Annotated in this window: 14 protein-coding genes and 4 pseudogenes; 4 read left to right on the top strand and 14 right to left on the bottom strand. The window is 30.8% G+C overall.

From position 1 onward, the window contains the following. From VIM70_RS08350 to VIM70_RS08385, 8 genes and pseudogenes are all read right to left on the bottom strand, one after another. Positions 1-381, bottom strand: a pseudogene (locus VIM70_RS08350) (pyruvate:ferredoxin (flavodoxin) oxidoreductase); the annotation flags it as partial. 108 nt (positions 382-489) lie between these two features. Next, positions 490-558 (bottom strand): annotated as a pseudogene (locus VIM70_RS08355) (FAD-linked oxidase C-terminal domain-containing protein); the annotation flags it as partial. Positions 559-686: 128 nt separating this feature from the next. Then, entirely contained in the window at positions 687-1,268 is a 582-nt protein-coding gene (locus VIM70_RS08360; RefSeq protein WP_331945294.1) for a hypothetical protein, read from the bottom strand. Between the two features lie 77 nt (positions 1,269-1,345). Beyond that, a complete protein-coding gene (locus VIM70_RS08365; protein WP_331945295.1) occupies positions 1,346-2,050 on the bottom strand; it encodes an LrgB family protein in 705 nt (234 codons plus the stop codon). Beyond that, positions 2,043-2,396 carry a CidA/LrgA family protein gene (locus tag VIM70_RS08370; RefSeq protein WP_331945296.1) on the bottom strand — a complete coding sequence of 118 codons (354 nt, stop codon included), beginning with the start codon at positions 2,394-2,396 and terminating at the stop codon, positions 2,043-2,045. The genes VIM70_RS08365 and VIM70_RS08370 overlap by 8 nt, the downstream gene beginning before the upstream one ends. Before the next feature lie 337 nt (positions 2,397-2,733). Continuing rightward, positions 2,734-3,873, bottom strand: a complete 1,140-nt coding sequence (locus VIM70_RS08375; RefSeq protein WP_331945297.1) for a CdaR family transcriptional regulator — start codon at positions 3,871-3,873, stop codon at positions 2,734-2,736. A gap of 19 nt (positions 3,874-3,892) precedes the next feature. Then, positions 3,893-4,864, bottom strand: coding sequence for a tocopherol cyclase family protein (locus VIM70_RS08380; RefSeq protein WP_331945298.1), 972 nt, complete (start codon positions 4,862-4,864; stop codon positions 3,893-3,895). Positions 4,865-5,081: 217 nt separating this feature from the next. Continuing rightward, a complete protein-coding gene (locus VIM70_RS08385) occupies positions 5,082-6,647 on the bottom strand; it encodes an FAD-dependent oxidoreductase (protein ID WP_331945299.1) in 1,566 nt (521 codons plus the stop codon). A gap of 259 nt (positions 6,648-6,906) precedes the next feature. On the opposite strand from VIM70_RS08385, the gene VIM70_RS08390 reads away from it, so the two are divergent. Beyond that, the gene (locus tag VIM70_RS08390; RefSeq protein ID WP_331945300.1) at positions 6,907-8,073 is read left to right on the top strand and encodes an MFS transporter; all 1,167 of its coding nucleotides are present in this window, start codon (positions 6,907-6,909) and stop codon (positions 8,071-8,073) included. A 4-nt stretch (positions 8,074-8,077) separates the two neighbouring features. Here VIM70_RS08390 and VIM70_RS08395 read toward each other — a convergent pair whose 3' ends face one another. Next, on the bottom strand, positions 8,078-10,360 hold the full coding sequence (locus VIM70_RS08395) for a sensor domain-containing diguanylate cyclase (protein ID WP_331945301.1): 2,283 nt from the start codon (positions 10,358-10,360) through the stop codon (positions 8,078-8,080). A 209-nt stretch (positions 10,361-10,569) separates the two neighbouring features. On the opposite strand from VIM70_RS08395, the gene VIM70_RS08400 reads away from it, so the two are divergent. The 3 genes and pseudogenes from VIM70_RS08400 to VIM70_RS08410 all read left to right on the top strand — a co-directional run bounded on the left by VIM70_RS08400 (position 10,570) and on the right by VIM70_RS08410 (position 11,922). Beyond that, positions 10,570-11,115: a flavodoxin gene (locus VIM70_RS08400; RefSeq protein WP_331945302.1), complete on the top strand. Its 546-nt coding sequence runs from the start codon at positions 10,570-10,572 to the stop codon at positions 11,113-11,115. Positions 11,116-11,298: 183 nt separating this feature from the next. Then, positions 11,299-11,520 (top strand): annotated as a pseudogene (locus VIM70_RS08405) (flavodoxin family protein); the annotation flags it as partial. Positions 11,521-11,535: 15 nt separating this feature from the next. Further along, entirely contained in the window at positions 11,536-11,922 is a 387-nt protein-coding gene (locus VIM70_RS08410) for a MerR family transcriptional regulator (RefSeq protein WP_331945303.1), read from the top strand. Positions 11,923-12,281: 359 nt separating this feature from the next. Here VIM70_RS08410 and VIM70_RS08415 read toward each other — a convergent pair whose 3' ends face one another. The 5 genes and pseudogenes from VIM70_RS08415 to VIM70_RS08435 form a co-directional block, all read right to left on the bottom strand. Then, positions 12,282-13,499: an IS256 family transposase gene (locus tag VIM70_RS08415; RefSeq protein ID WP_331945304.1), complete on the bottom strand. Its 1,218-nt coding sequence runs from the start codon at positions 13,497-13,499 to the stop codon at positions 12,282-12,284. Between the two features lie 144 nt (positions 13,500-13,643). Then, entirely contained in the window at positions 13,644-14,468 is an 825-nt protein-coding gene (gene larE / locus VIM70_RS08420; protein ID WP_331945305.1) for an ATP-dependent sacrificial sulfur transferase LarE, read from the bottom strand. Positions 14,469-14,502: 34 nt separating this feature from the next. Beyond that, entirely contained in the window at positions 14,503-15,669 is a 1,167-nt protein-coding gene (gene larC / locus VIM70_RS08425) for a nickel pincer cofactor biosynthesis protein LarC (RefSeq protein ID WP_331945306.1), read from the bottom strand. A gap of 150 nt (positions 15,670-15,819) precedes the next feature. Next, a pseudogene (locus VIM70_RS08430) lies at positions 15,820-16,962 on the bottom strand (aldo/keto reductase). 77 nt (positions 16,963-17,039) lie between these two features. Next, positions 17,040-17,945: a DUF362 domain-containing protein gene (locus VIM70_RS08435; RefSeq protein ID WP_331945307.1), complete on the bottom strand. Its 906-nt coding sequence runs from the start codon at positions 17,943-17,945 to the stop codon at positions 17,040-17,042. Positions 17,946-17,983 lie beyond the last annotated feature (38 nt).

Raw genomic sequence — 17,983 nt, forward strand, 5'->3', positions numbered from 1 at the left:
TTGATGATCTCCAAAAATATTAAGTGCATGAGTAGTTAACGCTCTAGCAGCTACATGGAATACTCCTGGTAGTAGTTCTCCTGCTATTTTATACATATTTGGGATCATTAATAATAATCCTTGAGAACAAGTAAAAGTTGAAGTTAATGCTCCCGTTTGAAGTGAACCATGAACTGCTCCTGCTGCTCCTGCTTCTGATTGCATTTCCATTATTTTAACTTTTTGACCAAATACATTTTTTGTTCCTTTAGCTGCTAATTCATCACAATACTCTGCCATTGTTGAAGATGGTGTTATTGGGTAAATAGCCGCAACATCGGTATATGCATAGGCAACGTGTGCTGCTGCTGTATTTCCGTCCATAGTTTTCATTTTTCTCATTTAATAAGCCTTCTTTCATCGAATTATTTGATATTTAGATTTAACATTTAATAATATCTAATTACTCATCTCAATACTTACTTTTGGTTATCTTACTATGACTGAATCTTATTGACAAACCTTACCTGGATTCAATATACTTTTAGGATCAAATGCTAATTTTATATTTTTCATTAGTAATTATTTGGTAAGATGGTCTGACCACTTCTTATATTTATAATAACACACTATTTAAAATATTCTACATAAATTTAAAAATTTAATGTGGAATTTACAAAATGTCTCTAATAAAGTTCTAGAAATGGCTACATTTTCGCGGTAAATGTATTTAAGCATTTTATTAATTTATTGTAATTGTTTTTGGCTATTACTTCTCTATTCTTTACATTTCCTATTTCTTCTTTATTAAAATCTTCATTATTATTTAAATTCACTAGGGCCACCTTTATAGTTTCTTTAAAACTCGGAATCATATTTATTATTTTTTTTACTCCATAAATATATTCCTCATCATAAAGCTTAAAACATTGAAATAAACCTGATGTAAGTCTCCCCTCTTCAAATATGTAAATATATCTATCACTCATCACATCCGATAAATCAACTTCAACTTTGTGCTTATACAATCTAAAGATAACACCATTCTTTTCAATGAAAACAGGGAATATCATAGAGAAAAGTACCATCATTTCTTTTTCTTCCTCAACCAATCCTGAAAAATCATTTTCGTTAAGCCTCTCTACTATGTTATCTGTAAAGATAGATTCACGTATTTCTTTTCCCAACTTACTTCTTAATGTCTGCTCTTTCTCATCAAATAAAAAATTGTCTATTGAATTAAATAATTTGTTCAATGGGCCCATACTCTCATCTTTTTTCATAATCATAATACCTCCTAAATCACCATACATTACATTTATAGAATTGAATTTATTTTTTAATGTTTATATTATATTTCAAGAAATCATTTGAATATTTCGAGAACTACCTTCCATAAAAGAGGATATAAAAGAACAGCGACAACTCCTGAAATAGCCATAGTTAAACCACTCATTGCTCCCTCAATTTCCCCTATTTCCATAGACCTTGCTGTTCCTAATGCGTGAGCAGATGCTCCCATAGCAATTCCTAGAGCAACTTTATCTTTAATTTTAAAAACTTTATGCAAAAGTGGTCCAGCAATAGATCCTATAATCCCGGTCATTATAATAGCTACAACTGTAATTGACGAAAGTCCACCTAGTTGCTTTGACAAAGCTATCCCTATGGGTGTTGTTATTGATTTTGGTATTAAAGATTCAGTAAGCACAGTAGTTAATCCAAATAATTTTGAAAGAAATACTACACATATAAAACCCGAAATAGCCCCACTGGAAATTCCTATAAGTATTGGAATAGCATTTTCTTTAAATAAAGCAAATTTCTTATACATGGGTAAAGCTAATGCTACTGTGGCAGGAAATAAAAAGAATGAAATTATTTGACCCCCGTTATTATAGTCTTCATATGTAATATGGAATTTTGTAAGAAAAAAAATAAGTATAATAATTGCTATTAATAGTGGATTAAATATTGAAAGTCTTCCTTTTTTCTTTATATAAACTCCAATTTCATAAGCAATAAGAGATGTTATTACGCCAAATATTGGTGAAGTAATTAAATCATTCATTTTTACATCCCTTCCTTAAATCTTTAACTACCAAAGCTGTTACAACCCAAACCAAACAGGTAGAAAAAACAACTATAATTATAAACGGTATCCATTTCCCTTTTAATACGCCAAAAGCCGTCATTAGACCAACTCCCGCAGGAATAAAGAAAAAAGACATATTCGATAAAAGAAACTCACAAAGTTCCTCTATCATTACGACTTTAATTATCTCTATTTGTAGTCCTAAAAATAGTAAAATAAGTCCTATAACCGCTCCCGGAATTGGCAAATGTAATGTTATCTGTAATACGGTGCCAACAACATATGGAATTAAAACAATCATTAATTGCCTTAAGTATTTCATTTTTTCACCTACTCTTTAAAGATTTTTTTACTTAACAATATAGATCTATTATTATACTTTTTTACATAATATTCAATATTGCATTGCACAAACATTAATCATTAATTTTGTCTATTTGCACAAAAGTAATTTTTTTATATACAGTGTTTATTTTTGAATATTCCATTATAAATAAAAATATGTGATAGATTTCAACAAAACTACTATATTATAAAGACTCCTATAAAAACCTATAAAAGGTATTTGTAGGAGTCTGATATTTTTTAATAAATCGATGTGCTATTCAATTAAAATAGACAATATAATTTAAAAGGAGTGATAGAGTTTTCACTTTCTATTAAAAGTTAAGCATAGCACTATAAAGCCAAAATAGGTCAATGTAATTTCTAGGGTTTCTATTTGTAATCTTGTAAATATTATTTAAACGATATCTAATAGTGTTTCTATGAATAAATAATCTACTTGATACATTATTGAGCTCTCCATTTTCTTCTATTAAAACTTTTAAAGTTTCTCTTAATACCCCTTCTTTATCATTTAATGCTATTAATTGGTACGTGTCCTCTAATTCGCCAATTTTCCATTTTTCACTATTCTGAGAAAACAACATCTCACTCTTTAATAAATCAAAAATATAAATATTATCATTTGGGTGTATCTTTTTCCCAAATAAAAGTGTTTCTTTAGCTATATTAAAAGATTTATAGATGTCATTTAACTTGTCATAGATTTTTCCCATGGATATCTTTACAGTAATGTCTATTTGATTGCATATTTTTTCACTGATTTCTTTTAGTTTTTCACTATAATCTTCAATTTTATCATTAATATGTAGACATTTATGTAATATCACAATTGTTTTCGAATCAATTACTGCTGCTAGAGATTCCATAAATGTCCCTTCCAATATGTTTATCATTTTATTTAATATATTCAAATCAATATTGTCTGGATTATCTTTAAAATTCACTTCAATTATAAAGATAGCCATTGGATTATTGTATGGAATTTGAAATCTTTTAATATATTTATCCAATAAAAAAAGAGAATCTTGTTTGTTATAAATAAGTGCTAGCATAACATCTTGCTTCATTCTCTTGTTACTTGCTAATTCACTCAATACATATTCTTGCTCAATCATCATTTCTGCAGTCATTTTAACTAATTTACCATAACCTAAAACCTCTTTTGGTTTCCCGGTAATACCGATTACTCCAATAACTCTATTTTGAAACTCAATAACTTGGTTGGTTCCTGAATATACACCGCTTAACTTCTTACTTTGATTTTCACTGACATTAAATTCTGATTTTCTTTTAAGCGTTATTATCGCACCTTCATGTTTATCTCCTATTCTGTCCTTATTTCCTGATGCTATAATAATGCCTAATGTATTGGTTATAATAATATTATAATTAACAACATTCATAGTCCTTTCAACAATACTTCCAGCTAATTTACTACTTAAAACTTCCACTAACTACATCCCCTTTTATTTAAAATCCAACAATCTCAATCCCAGCCATATAACAGTTATCTTTATAAACAGTTCCATTTTGCTTATTATATAAATAAATTTTCACTTGACCTAAAACTTCTTCTTTGATTATTTTTTGCATTTTCCCTTGCTCCGGAGCAATTAATTCTCCTGCTTCTTTTATATTTGCTTCTATTTTAAGTTTAACATTACTATTTTCTAATAATATTGATATCTTTTCATTTGTTATACTTTCAATTTTTAATTTACTGTGATTATAAGTTGCAAACCTATATTCCCTTCCATCAATAAGTAAATTACATATATATCCTAAAAAGCTTTTTCTCATAAATGGTATATCCGCAATAGAACAAAAAATACTTGTATTTCTATTTTTAAAGTTGTTACATTGAATCCAAATATATTTCTTGGGAAAAGAAGTTCCCCAATCTTTTTCAATATATCCTTTTCCATTGTTAATATCTATTTCTTCATCATTAATCCTAAGTAATCCATTAACTATATGATTCATGCTAACAATTCCATGATAACATTCCATTTTAGGGACATATGCAAAATACCCCATTATATTAGGGTTTAAAATAGACTTTTTAATAGGAGTGAATGATCCGAACTTTAATGTACCTTCTATATGTAAATCCCCATCTACTATTTCAATTGATATCATAAACTTCGAGAAAATATTTTCTCCTATTTGTAACATAAAAGGATTATTGCTATATTTAAAGTCTTTGATAGGATATTTAACATATCCAGTTTTTATAGTTTTCTTATTATTATCATCTAGACTTACAAATATATACTGAACAAAACAATGAACATCATTATCAAATAAGCTAATACCGGGTATAAAACTTATAACCCGTTTCTCATCCTTTGAAACTTGCTTATAGTACCATCCTTCAAAATATCCCTTACTTCTGTTATTTCCTTGAAACAATAGAGGATGTATAATTTTCTTTAGCGACACATTTATCTCACCCTTCACCAAATTGCCTTATTTTCATATCAATTTTGCTCTTAAATTTTTACAATTCTTTGAGTTATTCTATTCTACATTTTACACTAACACTATATAAATATACAAATGAATAATAAATAAAATAAGCACATATTCATTACAAATATGTGCTTATTTCCTTATAATAACCATGATAAAATTCGAACGTAAATTCTAACAAACTTTGTCAGATTATATTTGAGTCAATTGTATTATTACTTTCTTTGTAGTGATTTAACCTGGTAACAGCCGGCCCCTCTATAATATCTCCTTCAAAAGTAAATCTTGATCCATGACAAGGGCAATCCCAAGATTTTTCTGCACTATTCCATTTTAGTTCACACCCTAAATGTGTACATGTTATATCAACTATATGTAGCTCACCATTTTTGTCTCTATATGCACCATATCTTTCACCATCAATCTGTACCATCTTTCCCTCATCATTTTTTAAATCAAAATTATATTCTCCAACTTGAAGTTTTCCTTTTATTAACTGCTTTGCAACATCAAAATTTTCTTTAGCGAAGTTCTTAATTGCATCAGCTGAAATATTACGTGATGGATTATATACCTCTTGATAAGGGCTTTCATTTTTAACTATAATATCTCTTAGTATACCTGCAGCTGCTGTCCCGTTTGTCATCCCCCATTCACCATAACCAGTAGCAACATAAATATTTTCAGACGTTGAAGTAAGATTACCTACATATGGTACACCATCTAATGTTATATAATCTTGAGTTGACCATCTATATAGAAATTTTTCAACGTCAAAGTTTTTTTCAGCATAATTTTTTAAATTAACATAATGTTTAATCATGTCACCACCATGGGCAGTTTTATGGTCTTGACCTCCAATAATTATCATCTGACCATCATTATACTTTTGCATTCTAAAATACCAACCTGCATCACCTGCATCTACAAATGTACCTTTTGGCAATTCCTCCTTTATTATTGCGGATATTACATATGACCTTTGTGGGCGAAGTCTTGAAAAATACAATCCTAAACCATCATAAAAAGGAAAATGTGAAGCCAAAACAACTTTTTTAGCTATTATTTTAAATCCTGTATCCGTTATTACCGTATATAACTTATCATGTTCTATATCTACAGCTCTTGTATGTTCATATATTTGACTATCATTACCAGAAATGTTTTCCGCCATTTTAAGAAGATACTTTCTAGGATGAAATTGTGCCTGATTTTCAAAGCATAATGCACCCTTTATTATAAAAGGCAAATCCAGATCTTCAACATATTTCGCTTTTATTCCTAGGCTTTTAGCTGCAGCCGCTTCTTCGATAATTGTATCTATATATTTTTCATCTGTCGCAAAAATATATGCGGGTAACCTACAAAAATCACAATCAATATCATATTTCTTGACCATGTCCTCTATGAAATCTATGGCCCCTTCATTAGCATCTGCATACTGCTTAGCTTTTTCCCTTCCCATAGTGTTGATTAATTTACTATATATTATATCATGTTGCGAAGTAACATACGCTGTACTATGTCCCGTAGTTCCCTGAACTATTTTATCTGCTTCGATTAGTGCAACTTTTATACCTTCTTCTTTTAAAAGGAGGGCCGTTGTAATTCCCGTAATGCCTCCCCCTATAATTACTATATCAACATTTATATCTTTTTCTAACGTTGGGTAATTTGTCTCATTAGTTGAATCAAGCCAATACGATTTTGGTGTTAAAATATTGTTAATACACATATTATCTTTTTCATTCATAAATTTACTCCCTTTCATAAACATAATTAAACATATATATTTTGTGTTTATATAACCGAAAATATGTATTTTACAAAAAAATTAAGATAATAAATGTATCTATATTTAAAATATGGTAAAATGATTAACATAGATTTGATTTTGAAGGAGAGAATAAAATGCGTAGACCAATTTAATACACAATAAAGTAACAACATATTTTAAAATTAGCCTTTAAGAGAAGGTTTTTTTGTTGTGCAGCTTTGGGGGTGTATTAAAAGTGAATAAAAAAATCAACGTTTATTTAATGTATATGATTGTATTCCTACAGGGATTTGTTTTTTATGGTCCAATTGCTACGTTATATAGGCAAAACAGAAACCTATCTTTAACTAATATGTTTCTAATAGAGTCTATATCGTGGATACTTATGATTATTTTTGAAATTCCCTGGGGATGGTTTGCAGATAAATTTGGATATAAGAAAACACTTGTTATTTCTAATTTTATATTTTTTATATCAAAGATAGTTTTTTATAAAGCAAATTCCTTTGAGATGTTTTTTTTAGAACGAGTATTATTGTCAATATCATTAGCTGGAATTTCAGGTTGTGACATAGCTCTATTATATTCATCAGTTAAGAAAGATGAGAGTGAAAAAGTATTTGGACTATATAATGCATTTTCTGCTGGTGGTTATTTAATTGCTTCAATTATGTTTTCATTAATTGTTAAACAGTCCATGGATAGTACTGCATTTTGGACCATTATACCTTATGGCGTTGCGGCAGTATTAACTTTGTTTTTAAAAGAGGTTAATGTACATCATGAAGAAAAGCCTACTTTTAAGCAAAGCTTACTAACAGCTTTTAAAAAGAAAAGTATTATAATGTTGGTAATTTCTTTTGCCTTAATAAATGAAGTAGTTCAAGTAGTAAGTGTATTTTTAAATCAATCACAATATTTGCGTAGTGGAATAAATATTAAATATTTTGGACTGTTGGCAGTTGTTATGCAAATAGCGAGATTGTGCTCAACTAAGTCTTATAAATTAAGTAATAAGTTAGGTGCAAATAAAAGCATTCAACTCTTATATATACTCATTGCTATTTGTTGTACAATTCTTGTATTTACATCTAATGCTACTTTAACTGTATTTTCAATAATTGTTATATGTGGCAGTGCAGCTATAATTTCACCTATAGTTTTAGATGTTGAAAACAGAAATATAAGTACTGTTGAAAGGGCGACTCTTTTATCTGTATTTGCTATGTTTGGAGATTTAACTGCTGCGGGGGCAAACGTAATTATTGGAAAAACAGCTGATATTTCAACATCATCAGCGTTCGTAACTTGTGTGATTATGTGTGTTTTCGCCTATATATTATTAATTGCCTATAAGAAGAAAAACATTATAAAAATAAGTATAGAAAAACAGATTAACTAGCTGATTAAAAGTTAGTACCTATAATCTGATTTCTACCTTTATTCTTTGCTTCATATAAAGCATTATCAGCCTGCCTTATAAAATCAATAATTGTACTGTCGCTATCCGGTATAGTAGATGAAACACCTAATGTGACAGTTACAATACCCTTTACCTTTGAAAATTTATGAATTAAAGATAACTTTTCCACATTACGCCTGAGATTATCACCATAACTCTTTGCATTCTCTAAATTTATATCTGGAAGGACAATAACAAATTCATCTCCACCATACCGTGCAGCAAAATAGTTTTTCACTAATGATTTACAAAGTTCGTTACTGATACTTATCAAACAACTATCCCCAACTGTATGACCATAGTTATCATTATATTGTTTAAAACAATCAATATCAAAAATTATGATTGATATAACACTTTTTCTCTCTTTAGCTTTGTTCCATTCCTTTTCGATAATAGAATCAAATTTTCTTCTGTTTGGTATATCAGTAAGTCCATCATTTTCAGATAAATGAATTAATTTACTGTTGATATTCTCCAATTGTATTTGAGTTTTCCTTCTTTGTTCCATCTCAACAAGAAGATTTATTGATTTTGTTGCATTATTTATTGCTATAGCTGCATATGAAGAAAGTGCTTTTATCATTTCTATTGTAAGTTTTGTAAATGAGTTTTTTTCATATGCTTGCACTGTTATCACACCAATTAATTTATTATCTATACTAAGTGGGCAGTATATTGCAGAATTCAGTTTATAATTATTACTATTATTACTAGTAATAATAGTGTCAACATAATTTGAATGTTCATTTTTCATATCATTAATTATTATTAGCTTATTCTCTTTTAAACATTTTACTGCCATGCTTGCTTCGTTATCAAAATTAACTTTATACAACTCAGTTTTAACATAATTCTCCATAAGATACTGATACTCAATTACTCCCTTTTCCTCTTTATAAATCGCAACTCCAAAGGCATTTGCTACCATAAAACTTTGAATTGAATTATATAACATTTCATAAATTTGATTTAAGTCTAAAGTCGTGGTTAGTTTCTCTCCTAGCTCGCTTATAATTGATATGTTTTTTACAGTTTTCATAAGGTCCTCTGCTTCTTTTCTAAAGGCCTCACTTTTTTCTAATATGTTCTTCCTTTCCTCTTCTAGACTTTCAAGCTTAACCTTTGTTTTTAAATGTATAGCTCTATTTATAATTTCTATATTTTCTAATTTTTTTTCATTTTTAAAATATATTTTACAGTATTTATTTGCATTATTAATATCATTTGCTTGTTCATACAAATTGATAGTTCTTTTACAAATTTCCATAGTTTTTGCATACAGATTATTGTCTATTGAAATATTGTATGCCTCTTCTAACTTATCAAGTGCTTCCTTTCTTTTGTTTTCAAGGAAATTATTATCTATAGAAATATTGTATACCCCTTCTAACTTATCAATTGCTTCCTTTCTTTTTCCTATATTCTCAAGAAATTTGCTATAATCTATCAGAAGATCAATTCTTCCATAATCATAGGCTATTCCAGAAGAAATATGGATGGCTTTAGTGAAATATCTTTCACATACCTGATAATTTCCTTTTTTTTCATGTATTAAAGCAAATATCCCATAGGCTTCCACTATACCCCCTTTATAATCATTTTTTACTAAATATAAAATAGCTTCATTTAGATATTCTAAAGCCTTGTCGTAATTCCCCAGGTAGTATTCAACATAACCTAAGTTGGAAAGTGCAACGCCAAATGTTGCTTTGTAATTAAGTTCTCTATCAAGCTTATCAGATAAATTATAATATATAATAGCATCCTCATAACATCTAAGAACTCTATATATTTCTCCAATATTATTATATATTTTAGCAGCATAAAATTCAGCCCCAAAACTTTTATAATAATTTTTACTTGTACTAATTATTTTTGTAAGCTTTTCTGCAGAATTATAGTATTCTAAGCTTTTTCCATATTCTCCAATATGAAAATAAATGTTACCTATATTTTTATAAGCAAGTAGTTGTAAATCACATAAACTTTGTCTTTCAGATAAATTTATGCAATCAAATAAATATGTCATGGCTTTCTCATATTTACTCATGTCGCAATAGGCTTCTCCTATAAATAATAAAGCAAAAGCCATCCCGGTTTCATAATTCGCAACACTGCATTGTGAATATACATCAAGACCATATTCAATCGCCTTCTCTAAGCTTACAAATTTATTCTTTTCAAGCTTGTCCAACATTTCATTAATCGTAATATATTTACTCATAAACTTCCTCCACATATCAATTAATCCATCAATCTATTCCTTTCATAATATAACAAATTAATGCAATTTTCAATAGGCATATAATTCACTTTCAGTTATTTGTAAATAATAATTTATGAAAGGTATTGACTTGGAGTTCACTTCAGGGTGTATGGTTTTAATGTGTGATGTAGTTTCAAGTGAATGAATTATGAAAGAAAAGAATGGTTATGCTTTTTAAAAAGAAAAATAAATGGAGGAATGAAGAAATGGAAAAAATATTAATCGCTTACTTTTCAAGAAAAGATGAAAACTATGTTAACGGAAGTATTGTAAATTTGCTAGTTGGCAACACAGAAGTAGCTGCTAAAATAGCAGAGGAAGCATTTGGTGGAGATTTATTTGAGATTAAAACAGTAAAGAAATATCCTGCTGATTATACTGAGACTACAAATGTGGCGCAGGTAGAGAAAAACCAGAATGCAAGACCGGAACTTGCAACTCATGTAGAAAATATGGATGAATACGATACTATCATTCTTGGTTATCCTAACTGGTGGGGAACCATGCCAATGGCAGTGTTTGCATTCTTAGATGAATATGATTTTACTGGTAAGACGATCCTTCCGTACTGCACACATGAAGGAAGTGGACTAGGTGGAAGCGAGCAGGATATCAAACATATCTGCCCAACAGCTAATGTAGAAAAGGGATTAGCTATCCAAGGTGGTAGTGTTAATATCGCATCAGGAAAGATTAAATCCTGGCTTTCATAACAAACATCCGTTATACAACCTGTCTAAAATTAATTTAATAATACTCAAAAAATGCTTGACTTGGAGTGCACTTCAAGTGATAGGATATATATAAAACTAAGAAATATAAGTTGTTTAAGATGGAAGGAGCAAACTATGAAAGTATTATTAGTAAATGGAAGTCCACATGGAAAAGGATGTACCTATACATCATTAAACGAGATGCCAATTATTTCTTCACAGTATTGGAATATGGTACACGGTCAAACTCCAGAAGATGTGAAAAAGGATATAGAAGGACTTCAGATTATGCGTACCTTAGGCAAAAATATGGCATTCTTCTTAAAATGCAAAGAAGCTGGAATAAAATCAGGTATTGCTTTCCCAGAAAGGGAAGAAACTACATTCACAAATTTCATTTGGTAAAGGAGGTACTTTTCTATGAGGATAGCAGAAGCAAGTCAAAAATATGATATAACAGCAGATACGCTGCGGTATTATGAGCGAATTGGCTTGATTCCATCAGTGAATCGAAATGCGAGCGGAATCAGGGATTATACAGAAGAAGATTGTAATTGGGTTGAGTTTATAAAATGTATGCGTGGTGCAGGACTTTCCATTGAAGTATTAATAGAGTACGTAACCATGTTCCAGCAAGGAAATCCTACAATCAAGGCTAGAAAAAAACTTTTGATAGAACAACGTAGTCATCTTGCTGAAAAAATAGAAGAAATGCAACAAACGTTAGAACGTCTAGATAAAAAAATTGATGGATATGAAGAAAGGGTTTTGGTAAAAGAAGAACAATTGAAAAGAACGGATGACTAATTTATATTATCAAAAGATTATTGCCTTGGAGTTAACTCCAAGGCAATAATCTTTGGTCGTGTAAATAATTTTGTGTATTCTCTTTCTCTTGGCAAAAAATTGATTTATTAGGTTTGTTAAAAAATGTAAATTAAAGTCGATAAACACTTTTTATTTGTCATCCTTATATAGTATATTATTCCCACTTTTAGTCAATAATATACATGTTTAATAACAGGATAGGGCAATGCTGAGGAGCAACCCGAGCGGTTATTGATCTTCTATACAGGAACCGGGCTGCCTTTTGGTGGCCCGTTTTGCATGTTCCTGTTAGAACTAAAGCGATAAACCTTAGGGGTTTGGGGACGGAGTCCCCTGAGCTATGCTCCTGCATTTAGGATTTCACTAAATAATATATTGAGTTGGCTAATAACAAGATCCCAATTTGCGTATACCCTGGTCCATCTTTTGCTTACCTTTTCAGTAGCTAAATACAGCATCTTCATAAGACTCTCGTCACTCGGAAATATAAGCTTTGTTTTAGTTACTTTTCTAAATTGACTATTAAGACTTTCTATAGCATTTGTGGTATATATAATTCTACGAATATAATCTGGAAATACAAAGAAAGTAATAAGATTATCCCAATTATCTTCCCAGCTCTTTATTGCATTTGGATATTTACTCCCCCATATTTCCTTTGCAGAAATTAAATTTTCAAGTGCAACATCCTCGTTTAATGCACTGTAAACAGCCTTTAAATCTTTGGCGAAAGCCTTTTTGTCTTTATGTGGTATATATTTCATACTTGCTCTCAATTGATGAATTATACAACGTTGTATCTTTGCAAATGGATATACTGATCCTATTGCCTCCTTAAATCCATTTAATCCATCTACACAGAACACCAAAACATCCTGTAAGCCTCTGTTTCTAAGGTCATTCAGCACTGAAAGCCAGAACTTGCTACTCTCATTTGCTCCTACCCATATACCAAGAACCTCTTTTTCACCGTCCATATTTACACCTAATACAACATAAGCTGCTTTTATTACAATGTGCTTGTCATCACGTACTTTGTAGTGTATTGCGTCCATAAAAATAAATGAGTATGTCTTCTCTAATGGTCTATTTTGCCACTCTGTAACTACAGGCATAATCCTGTTTGTTATGTTTGAAACCATTTCTGCAGATATCTCAACATCATATAAATTCTTTACTTGCTCTGCTATATCTCTTGTAGTCATTCCAGCTGCATACAGAGCCATTATTTTATCTTCAATTCCAGTTATATTTCTCTGATGCTTAGGCAAAATTTTAGGTTCAAATTCTCCATTTCGATCACGTGGTATATTAAGCTCTACCGTCCCGAGTTCTGATTTGACAGTTTTTTTAGAGTAACCATTTCTGCTATTTAGAGTTTGTTTTTCTGATATATCATATTTGTCATACCCAAGTTCTAAATCCATCTCAGCTTCTAACGCCTCCTGGAGAACGTCTCTGAACATAGCTTTCATTGCAGTTAGAACCTCACTTGGATTTGCAAACTTTTGCTCATTGATATAATCTCTTAAAATATCTTTAGAAATTTGTGACATAAAAATACTCCTCCTTACAATTTTTGGATAAATAACTTATCTCAATTATTGCCAAGAAAGAGTACTTTTTATTCTGTTTACACAAAATTATTTACAGGCTCTAATCTTTTGAAACAGTGAACACAAGTAGATTAAGCAATCTTTTTATTTATTTTGCTCATCTGAATTTTTTATTATAGTTTCATTGAAGCTGCCTACTCTATATCCTTGCAAGTCTAATGTTACATATTTAAATCCGCATTCTTTTATCTTTTGAGCAATAGTGTCTAAAAGTTTTTCATCAAATAATTTACTTCTGTCATTTTTATTTACTTCAATTCTTGCTAAATCTCCATGACATCTTACTCTAACGGCCCTAAACCCTATGCTCATCATATATTTTTCTGCATTTTCTATCTTCTCAAAATCTTCTACTTTTAATTCATTTCCATAAGGTATTCTTGTTAAAAGACAAGCATATGCTGGCTTATCCCAAGTATTAAGTCCTAATTCTTTAGAAAAAGCTCTTATTTCTGATTTAGTTAATTTGCATTCTAAAAGTGGACTTTTTATTTCTAATTCCTTTAACGCTTTAAGACCTGGTCTATAATCACTTATATCATCAAAGTTAGTTCCATCTACTACACAGTTATAATCTTGCTTTTTAGCAATAGATAAAATCATACTAAATACTGCAGTTTTGCAAAGATAACATCTATCTTCTGGATTAAATTTTATTGAATCAATAATTGGAGCTACTATAATTTCATGCTGCACTCCTAATTCTTTAGCTAGTCCCTTTGCTTCTGCTATTTCCCACTTTGGAATATATGGAGACATAATTGTCACTGCTTTTACATTATCTCCAAGGGCTTCTTTAGCTGCTTTAAGTAAAAAAGTACTATCTACTCCACCTGAAAATGCCACAACCACTTTTCCTAAACCTTTGATATATTTTATTAATTCATTATACTTTTCATTGTTTATCATTTATCTTTCCGCCTCTCACCCATATTACATAATTTTAATTTATATCTTGTTTATAAACTGCCTTATATACCTTATCTATAGATATATTTTTTTCTTTAGCTATAGTCTTGCATTCTTCGTATTCTGGTTTATATTTCACTAGCTTCCCTTTATAATAAGATTTCTTTATTGTAATATCTCCATACTCTGTTTTTACTTTTGAAAAATCTCTATTAAGCATTATTTTTTCAACTTTATATTTTCTAACACCTATTGAAGTAGTTTCTTCAAAAATAACATCTAAAGCAACCTTTTCAACTTTTTCATTAATTAACACACTTAATTTTATCCCTGGTCTTCCCTTTTTCATAAATATAGGTGTTTTAAATACGTCTAAGGCCCCTGCTTCAAAAAGTTTTTCTTCTACATATCCATAAAGTTCTGGATTCATATCATCTATATTAGTTTCAAGTATATAATGCTCTCCTACTTTTTCAGAACTTTCCTTCTCACCTAAATATACTCTTAAAACATTTGGAATTTCTAGATCTCTATGACCTATTCCATATGCTATCTTCTTAATTAAGAAATCAACCTTTTGAGTAAATTCTTCAACGTTTGCTGCGAGTATTGCTGCCCCAGTAGGAGTGGTCGTTTCAAATTGTACTATTCCAGCATTTATAGGAATATTCTTTAAGATTTCTACTGTTGCAGGAGCTGGTACTGGCATAAGACCATGAGCACATTTAACAAATCCTCCTCCAACTTGAACTGGAGATGCGATAATTTTATCAACTTTTAGATAGTCTAAACAAATAGCTGCTCCTACCATATCTACAATTGAATCAATAGCACCTACCTCATGAAAATGTACTTCATATAAGGGTTTTCCATGAACCTTTGCTTCTGCCTCTGCAACCTTCATAAACATATCTAAACTAAGTTTTTTAACCTTATCACTTAAATTACTTGAATTTATTATTTCCTCTATATCCTTCAAGTTTCTATGGTGATGTTCGTGACTATTTAATATAACGTCTACCCTAGTCCCTGTTATTACAACTTTCTTAGATTTTTCAATTTTTATTTCATATTCAGAATTTAAGTTTACTTTTGAAAGTTCTTGTATCAAATATTCTTTAGGAACTCCTAAATCTATTAGTGCTGCTAAATTCATATCGCCACTTATTCCACAGAAACAATCGTAATATAAAATCTTCATGTTTATCACTCCTCTAATCATTTGAATTTTAATCGGCAGTAAACAATGACACCAGATTTTATTCAATCTGATGTCATTGTCTTCTTTTTATGCAGATGCTCTTGTTTTTTTTACAAACTAAAGATTCCTTCATACCATCATATTTACAGTTTATTTTTTAGTAGGGAAAGATGGTGTAATATCAAATGCTGTAGAGACATCCTTTAAAAGTTCTGTAATCTTCAAATGCTGTGGACAGGCTTTTTCACACTGCATGCATCCGATACAATCTTTAGCTTTTCCATGTGTAGAAGACAGATTTAAATAATAAACGAACTGGCTTGAAAAACTCGTGGTAGTTGCACGCTTAGCGCTGTTATATAATGCAAAATAATCTGGGATTGCAATATTTTTGGGACATCCTTTTTCGCAATATCTACAAGCGGTACAAGGAATTGCAGTATTTTCATTAATAACGTCAGTTACCTGCGCAATAATCTTATACTCTTCCTCATTCAGAGGTTTAAAGTCTTCCATATACGAGGTATTATCAAGAACCTGTTCCATAGAATTCATACCACTAAGTACCATGATAACGCCTTCCTGACTTGCAGCAAACCGGATTGCCCATGATGGAATAGATGCCTCTGGGTTGTATTCTTTCATTATGTTTTCTGCTTTTTCTGGAACGATTGCAAGGGTTCCACCCTTACATGGCTCCATGACCATAATCGGTTTGTTGTGTTTTCTTGCTACTTCATAACATCTTCTTGACTGAATACCAGGATTTTCCCAATCTATATAATTAATCTGCAACTGAACAAAATCCAGTTCTTGATGAGCAGTCAGAATTTCATCCAACAATTCAGGTGTATCATGGAATGACATACCAAAATTCTTTATTTTACCTTCTTTCTTTTTCTTTAATCCAAAGCTGAAACTATCAAGTGCACATGCTGTCTTATATGCATTAACACCTATATTGTGAAGCAGGTAATAATCAAAATATGATACCCCACAGTTTTCAAGCTGTTCATTAAATATTCTTTCCTAATCTTCTGATGTTTTTAAATCTCTCATTGGAAGTTTGGTCGTAAGTGTAAATTCATCTCTATTATGCCTTTTTACAAGTGCTTCCCTAACTGCCTCTTCACCCCTAAAACTATGATACGTATATGCAGTATCAAAGTATGTAAACCCCTTTTCCAAAAATGTATCTACCAATTTGTTTATTGTTTCGTAATCAAAAGATGTCTGATCATCTTTATCTAAAAGTGGTAATCTCATACATCCAAAACCAAATTTTTTTGCCATGTTATTTTCCTCCTCTTATAAATGATTTATCCAAACACATCGTTCTATTTACTTAATACATTATTGAAAATGGTGTATCAGTCATCAATCGTAAACAAATCATAATTACGAGTCCCCAAACCAATAACATCCGCATGTTCAAGCGTGTGGATACCGTGTCTGGATTCCATACGCTCAATCAGTGCTTTCCCATCCGTTGCAGCATAGACAAAATCCACACAAGCCTGGTCAAGTGCTACTGGATCCAGGGAAGCTAGTATGCCTATATCTTCCATTTCAGGTTTTGCTGGATGTGAATCACAATCGCAGTCTACTGAAAGATTATTCATTACACTGATATAAATAATATCTTCACCTTCATAATCGGCAACAGCCTTCGCCGCCTCCACCATGGATTCCAGAAAATCATCCTGCGGTGTGTTAATACCAAAGCCAGTAGTTGCGGTTCCTGCACTATGAATCATGCTTTTCCCCATAGAAGAAGCAATTCCAATCGACATATTTTTGATAGCTCCGCCAAAACCACCCATAGCATGGCCCTTAAAATGTGAAAGGTCTATGACAAAATCATAATTTGCTAAGTGCGAGCCAACAAAATCTTCTTTCAGATGTTTTCCTTTTGTAACGGTCAGGCTGATGCTACCATCTGCATCCATAATATCCACTGGTGCAATGCTAGTGAAACCATGCTCCACTATTACATGGCTATGGGATTCCGTAGTGGAACGTCGACCACCGTAAGCGGTATTGCACTCTACAATCGTACCGTTCACAGCCTGCACGAGGGGTTGTATAAGCTTAGTAGAAAGAAAATAATGCCCACCTGGCTCACCGGTAGATAGCTTCACTGCAACCTTTCCGGTTGCCTTTCTCTCCAATGCCTCATAAATTGCCATAAGACCTTGGGCACTGATGTCCTCAGTCATATAAACAATCGCTGTTTTTTCATTCTCACTATTTTTCTTGCTCATTACTTTTTTCATGTTAATCCCTCCTAATTAAATTCAACTATTTTATGTGC

The organism is Clostridium sp., assembly GCF_036569345.1.
Classification (GTDB): Bacteria; Bacillota; Clostridia; order Clostridiales; family Clostridiaceae; genus Clostridium_AD.

Bases quoted from the DNA above. Each gene is read 5' to 3' on its own strand.
- VIM70_RS08360 (WP_331945294.1), bottom strand. From the start codon at position 1,268: ATGATTATGAAAAAAGATGAGAGTATGGGCCCATTGAACAAATTATTT.
- VIM70_RS08365 (WP_331945295.1), bottom strand. From the start codon at position 2,050: ATGAATGATTTAATTACTTCACCAATATTTGGCGTAATAACATCTCTT.
- VIM70_RS08370 (WP_331945296.1), bottom strand. From the start codon at position 2,396: ATGAAATACTTAAGGCAATTAATGATTGTTTTAATTCCATATGTTGTT.
- VIM70_RS08385 (WP_331945299.1), bottom strand. From the start codon at position 6,647: ATGAATGAAAAAGATAATATGTGTATTAACAATATTTTAACACCAAAA.
- VIM70_RS08395 (WP_331945301.1), bottom strand. From the start codon at position 10,360: ATGAGTAAATATATTACGATTAATGAAATGTTGGACAAGCTTGAAAAG.
- VIM70_RS08400 (WP_331945302.1), top strand. From the start codon at position 10,570: ATGCTTTTTAAAAAGAAAAATAAATGGAGGAATGAAGAAATGGAAAAA.
- VIM70_RS08410 (WP_331945303.1), top strand. From the start codon at position 11,536: ATGAGGATAGCAGAAGCAAGTCAAAAATATGATATAACAGCAGATACG.
- VIM70_RS08415 (WP_331945304.1), bottom strand. From the start codon at position 13,499: ATGTCACAAATTTCTAAAGATATTTTAAGAGATTATATCAATGAGCAA.
- larE (WP_331945305.1), bottom strand. From the start codon at position 14,468: ATGATAAACAATGAAAAGTATAATGAATTAATAAAATATATCAAAGGT.
- larC (WP_331945306.1), bottom strand. From the start codon at position 15,669: ATGAAGATTTTATATTACGATTGTTTCTGTGGAATAAGTGGCGATATG.
- VIM70_RS08435 (WP_331945307.1), bottom strand. From the start codon at position 17,945: ATGAAAAAAGTAATGAGCAAGAAAAATAGTGAGAATGAAAAAACAGCG.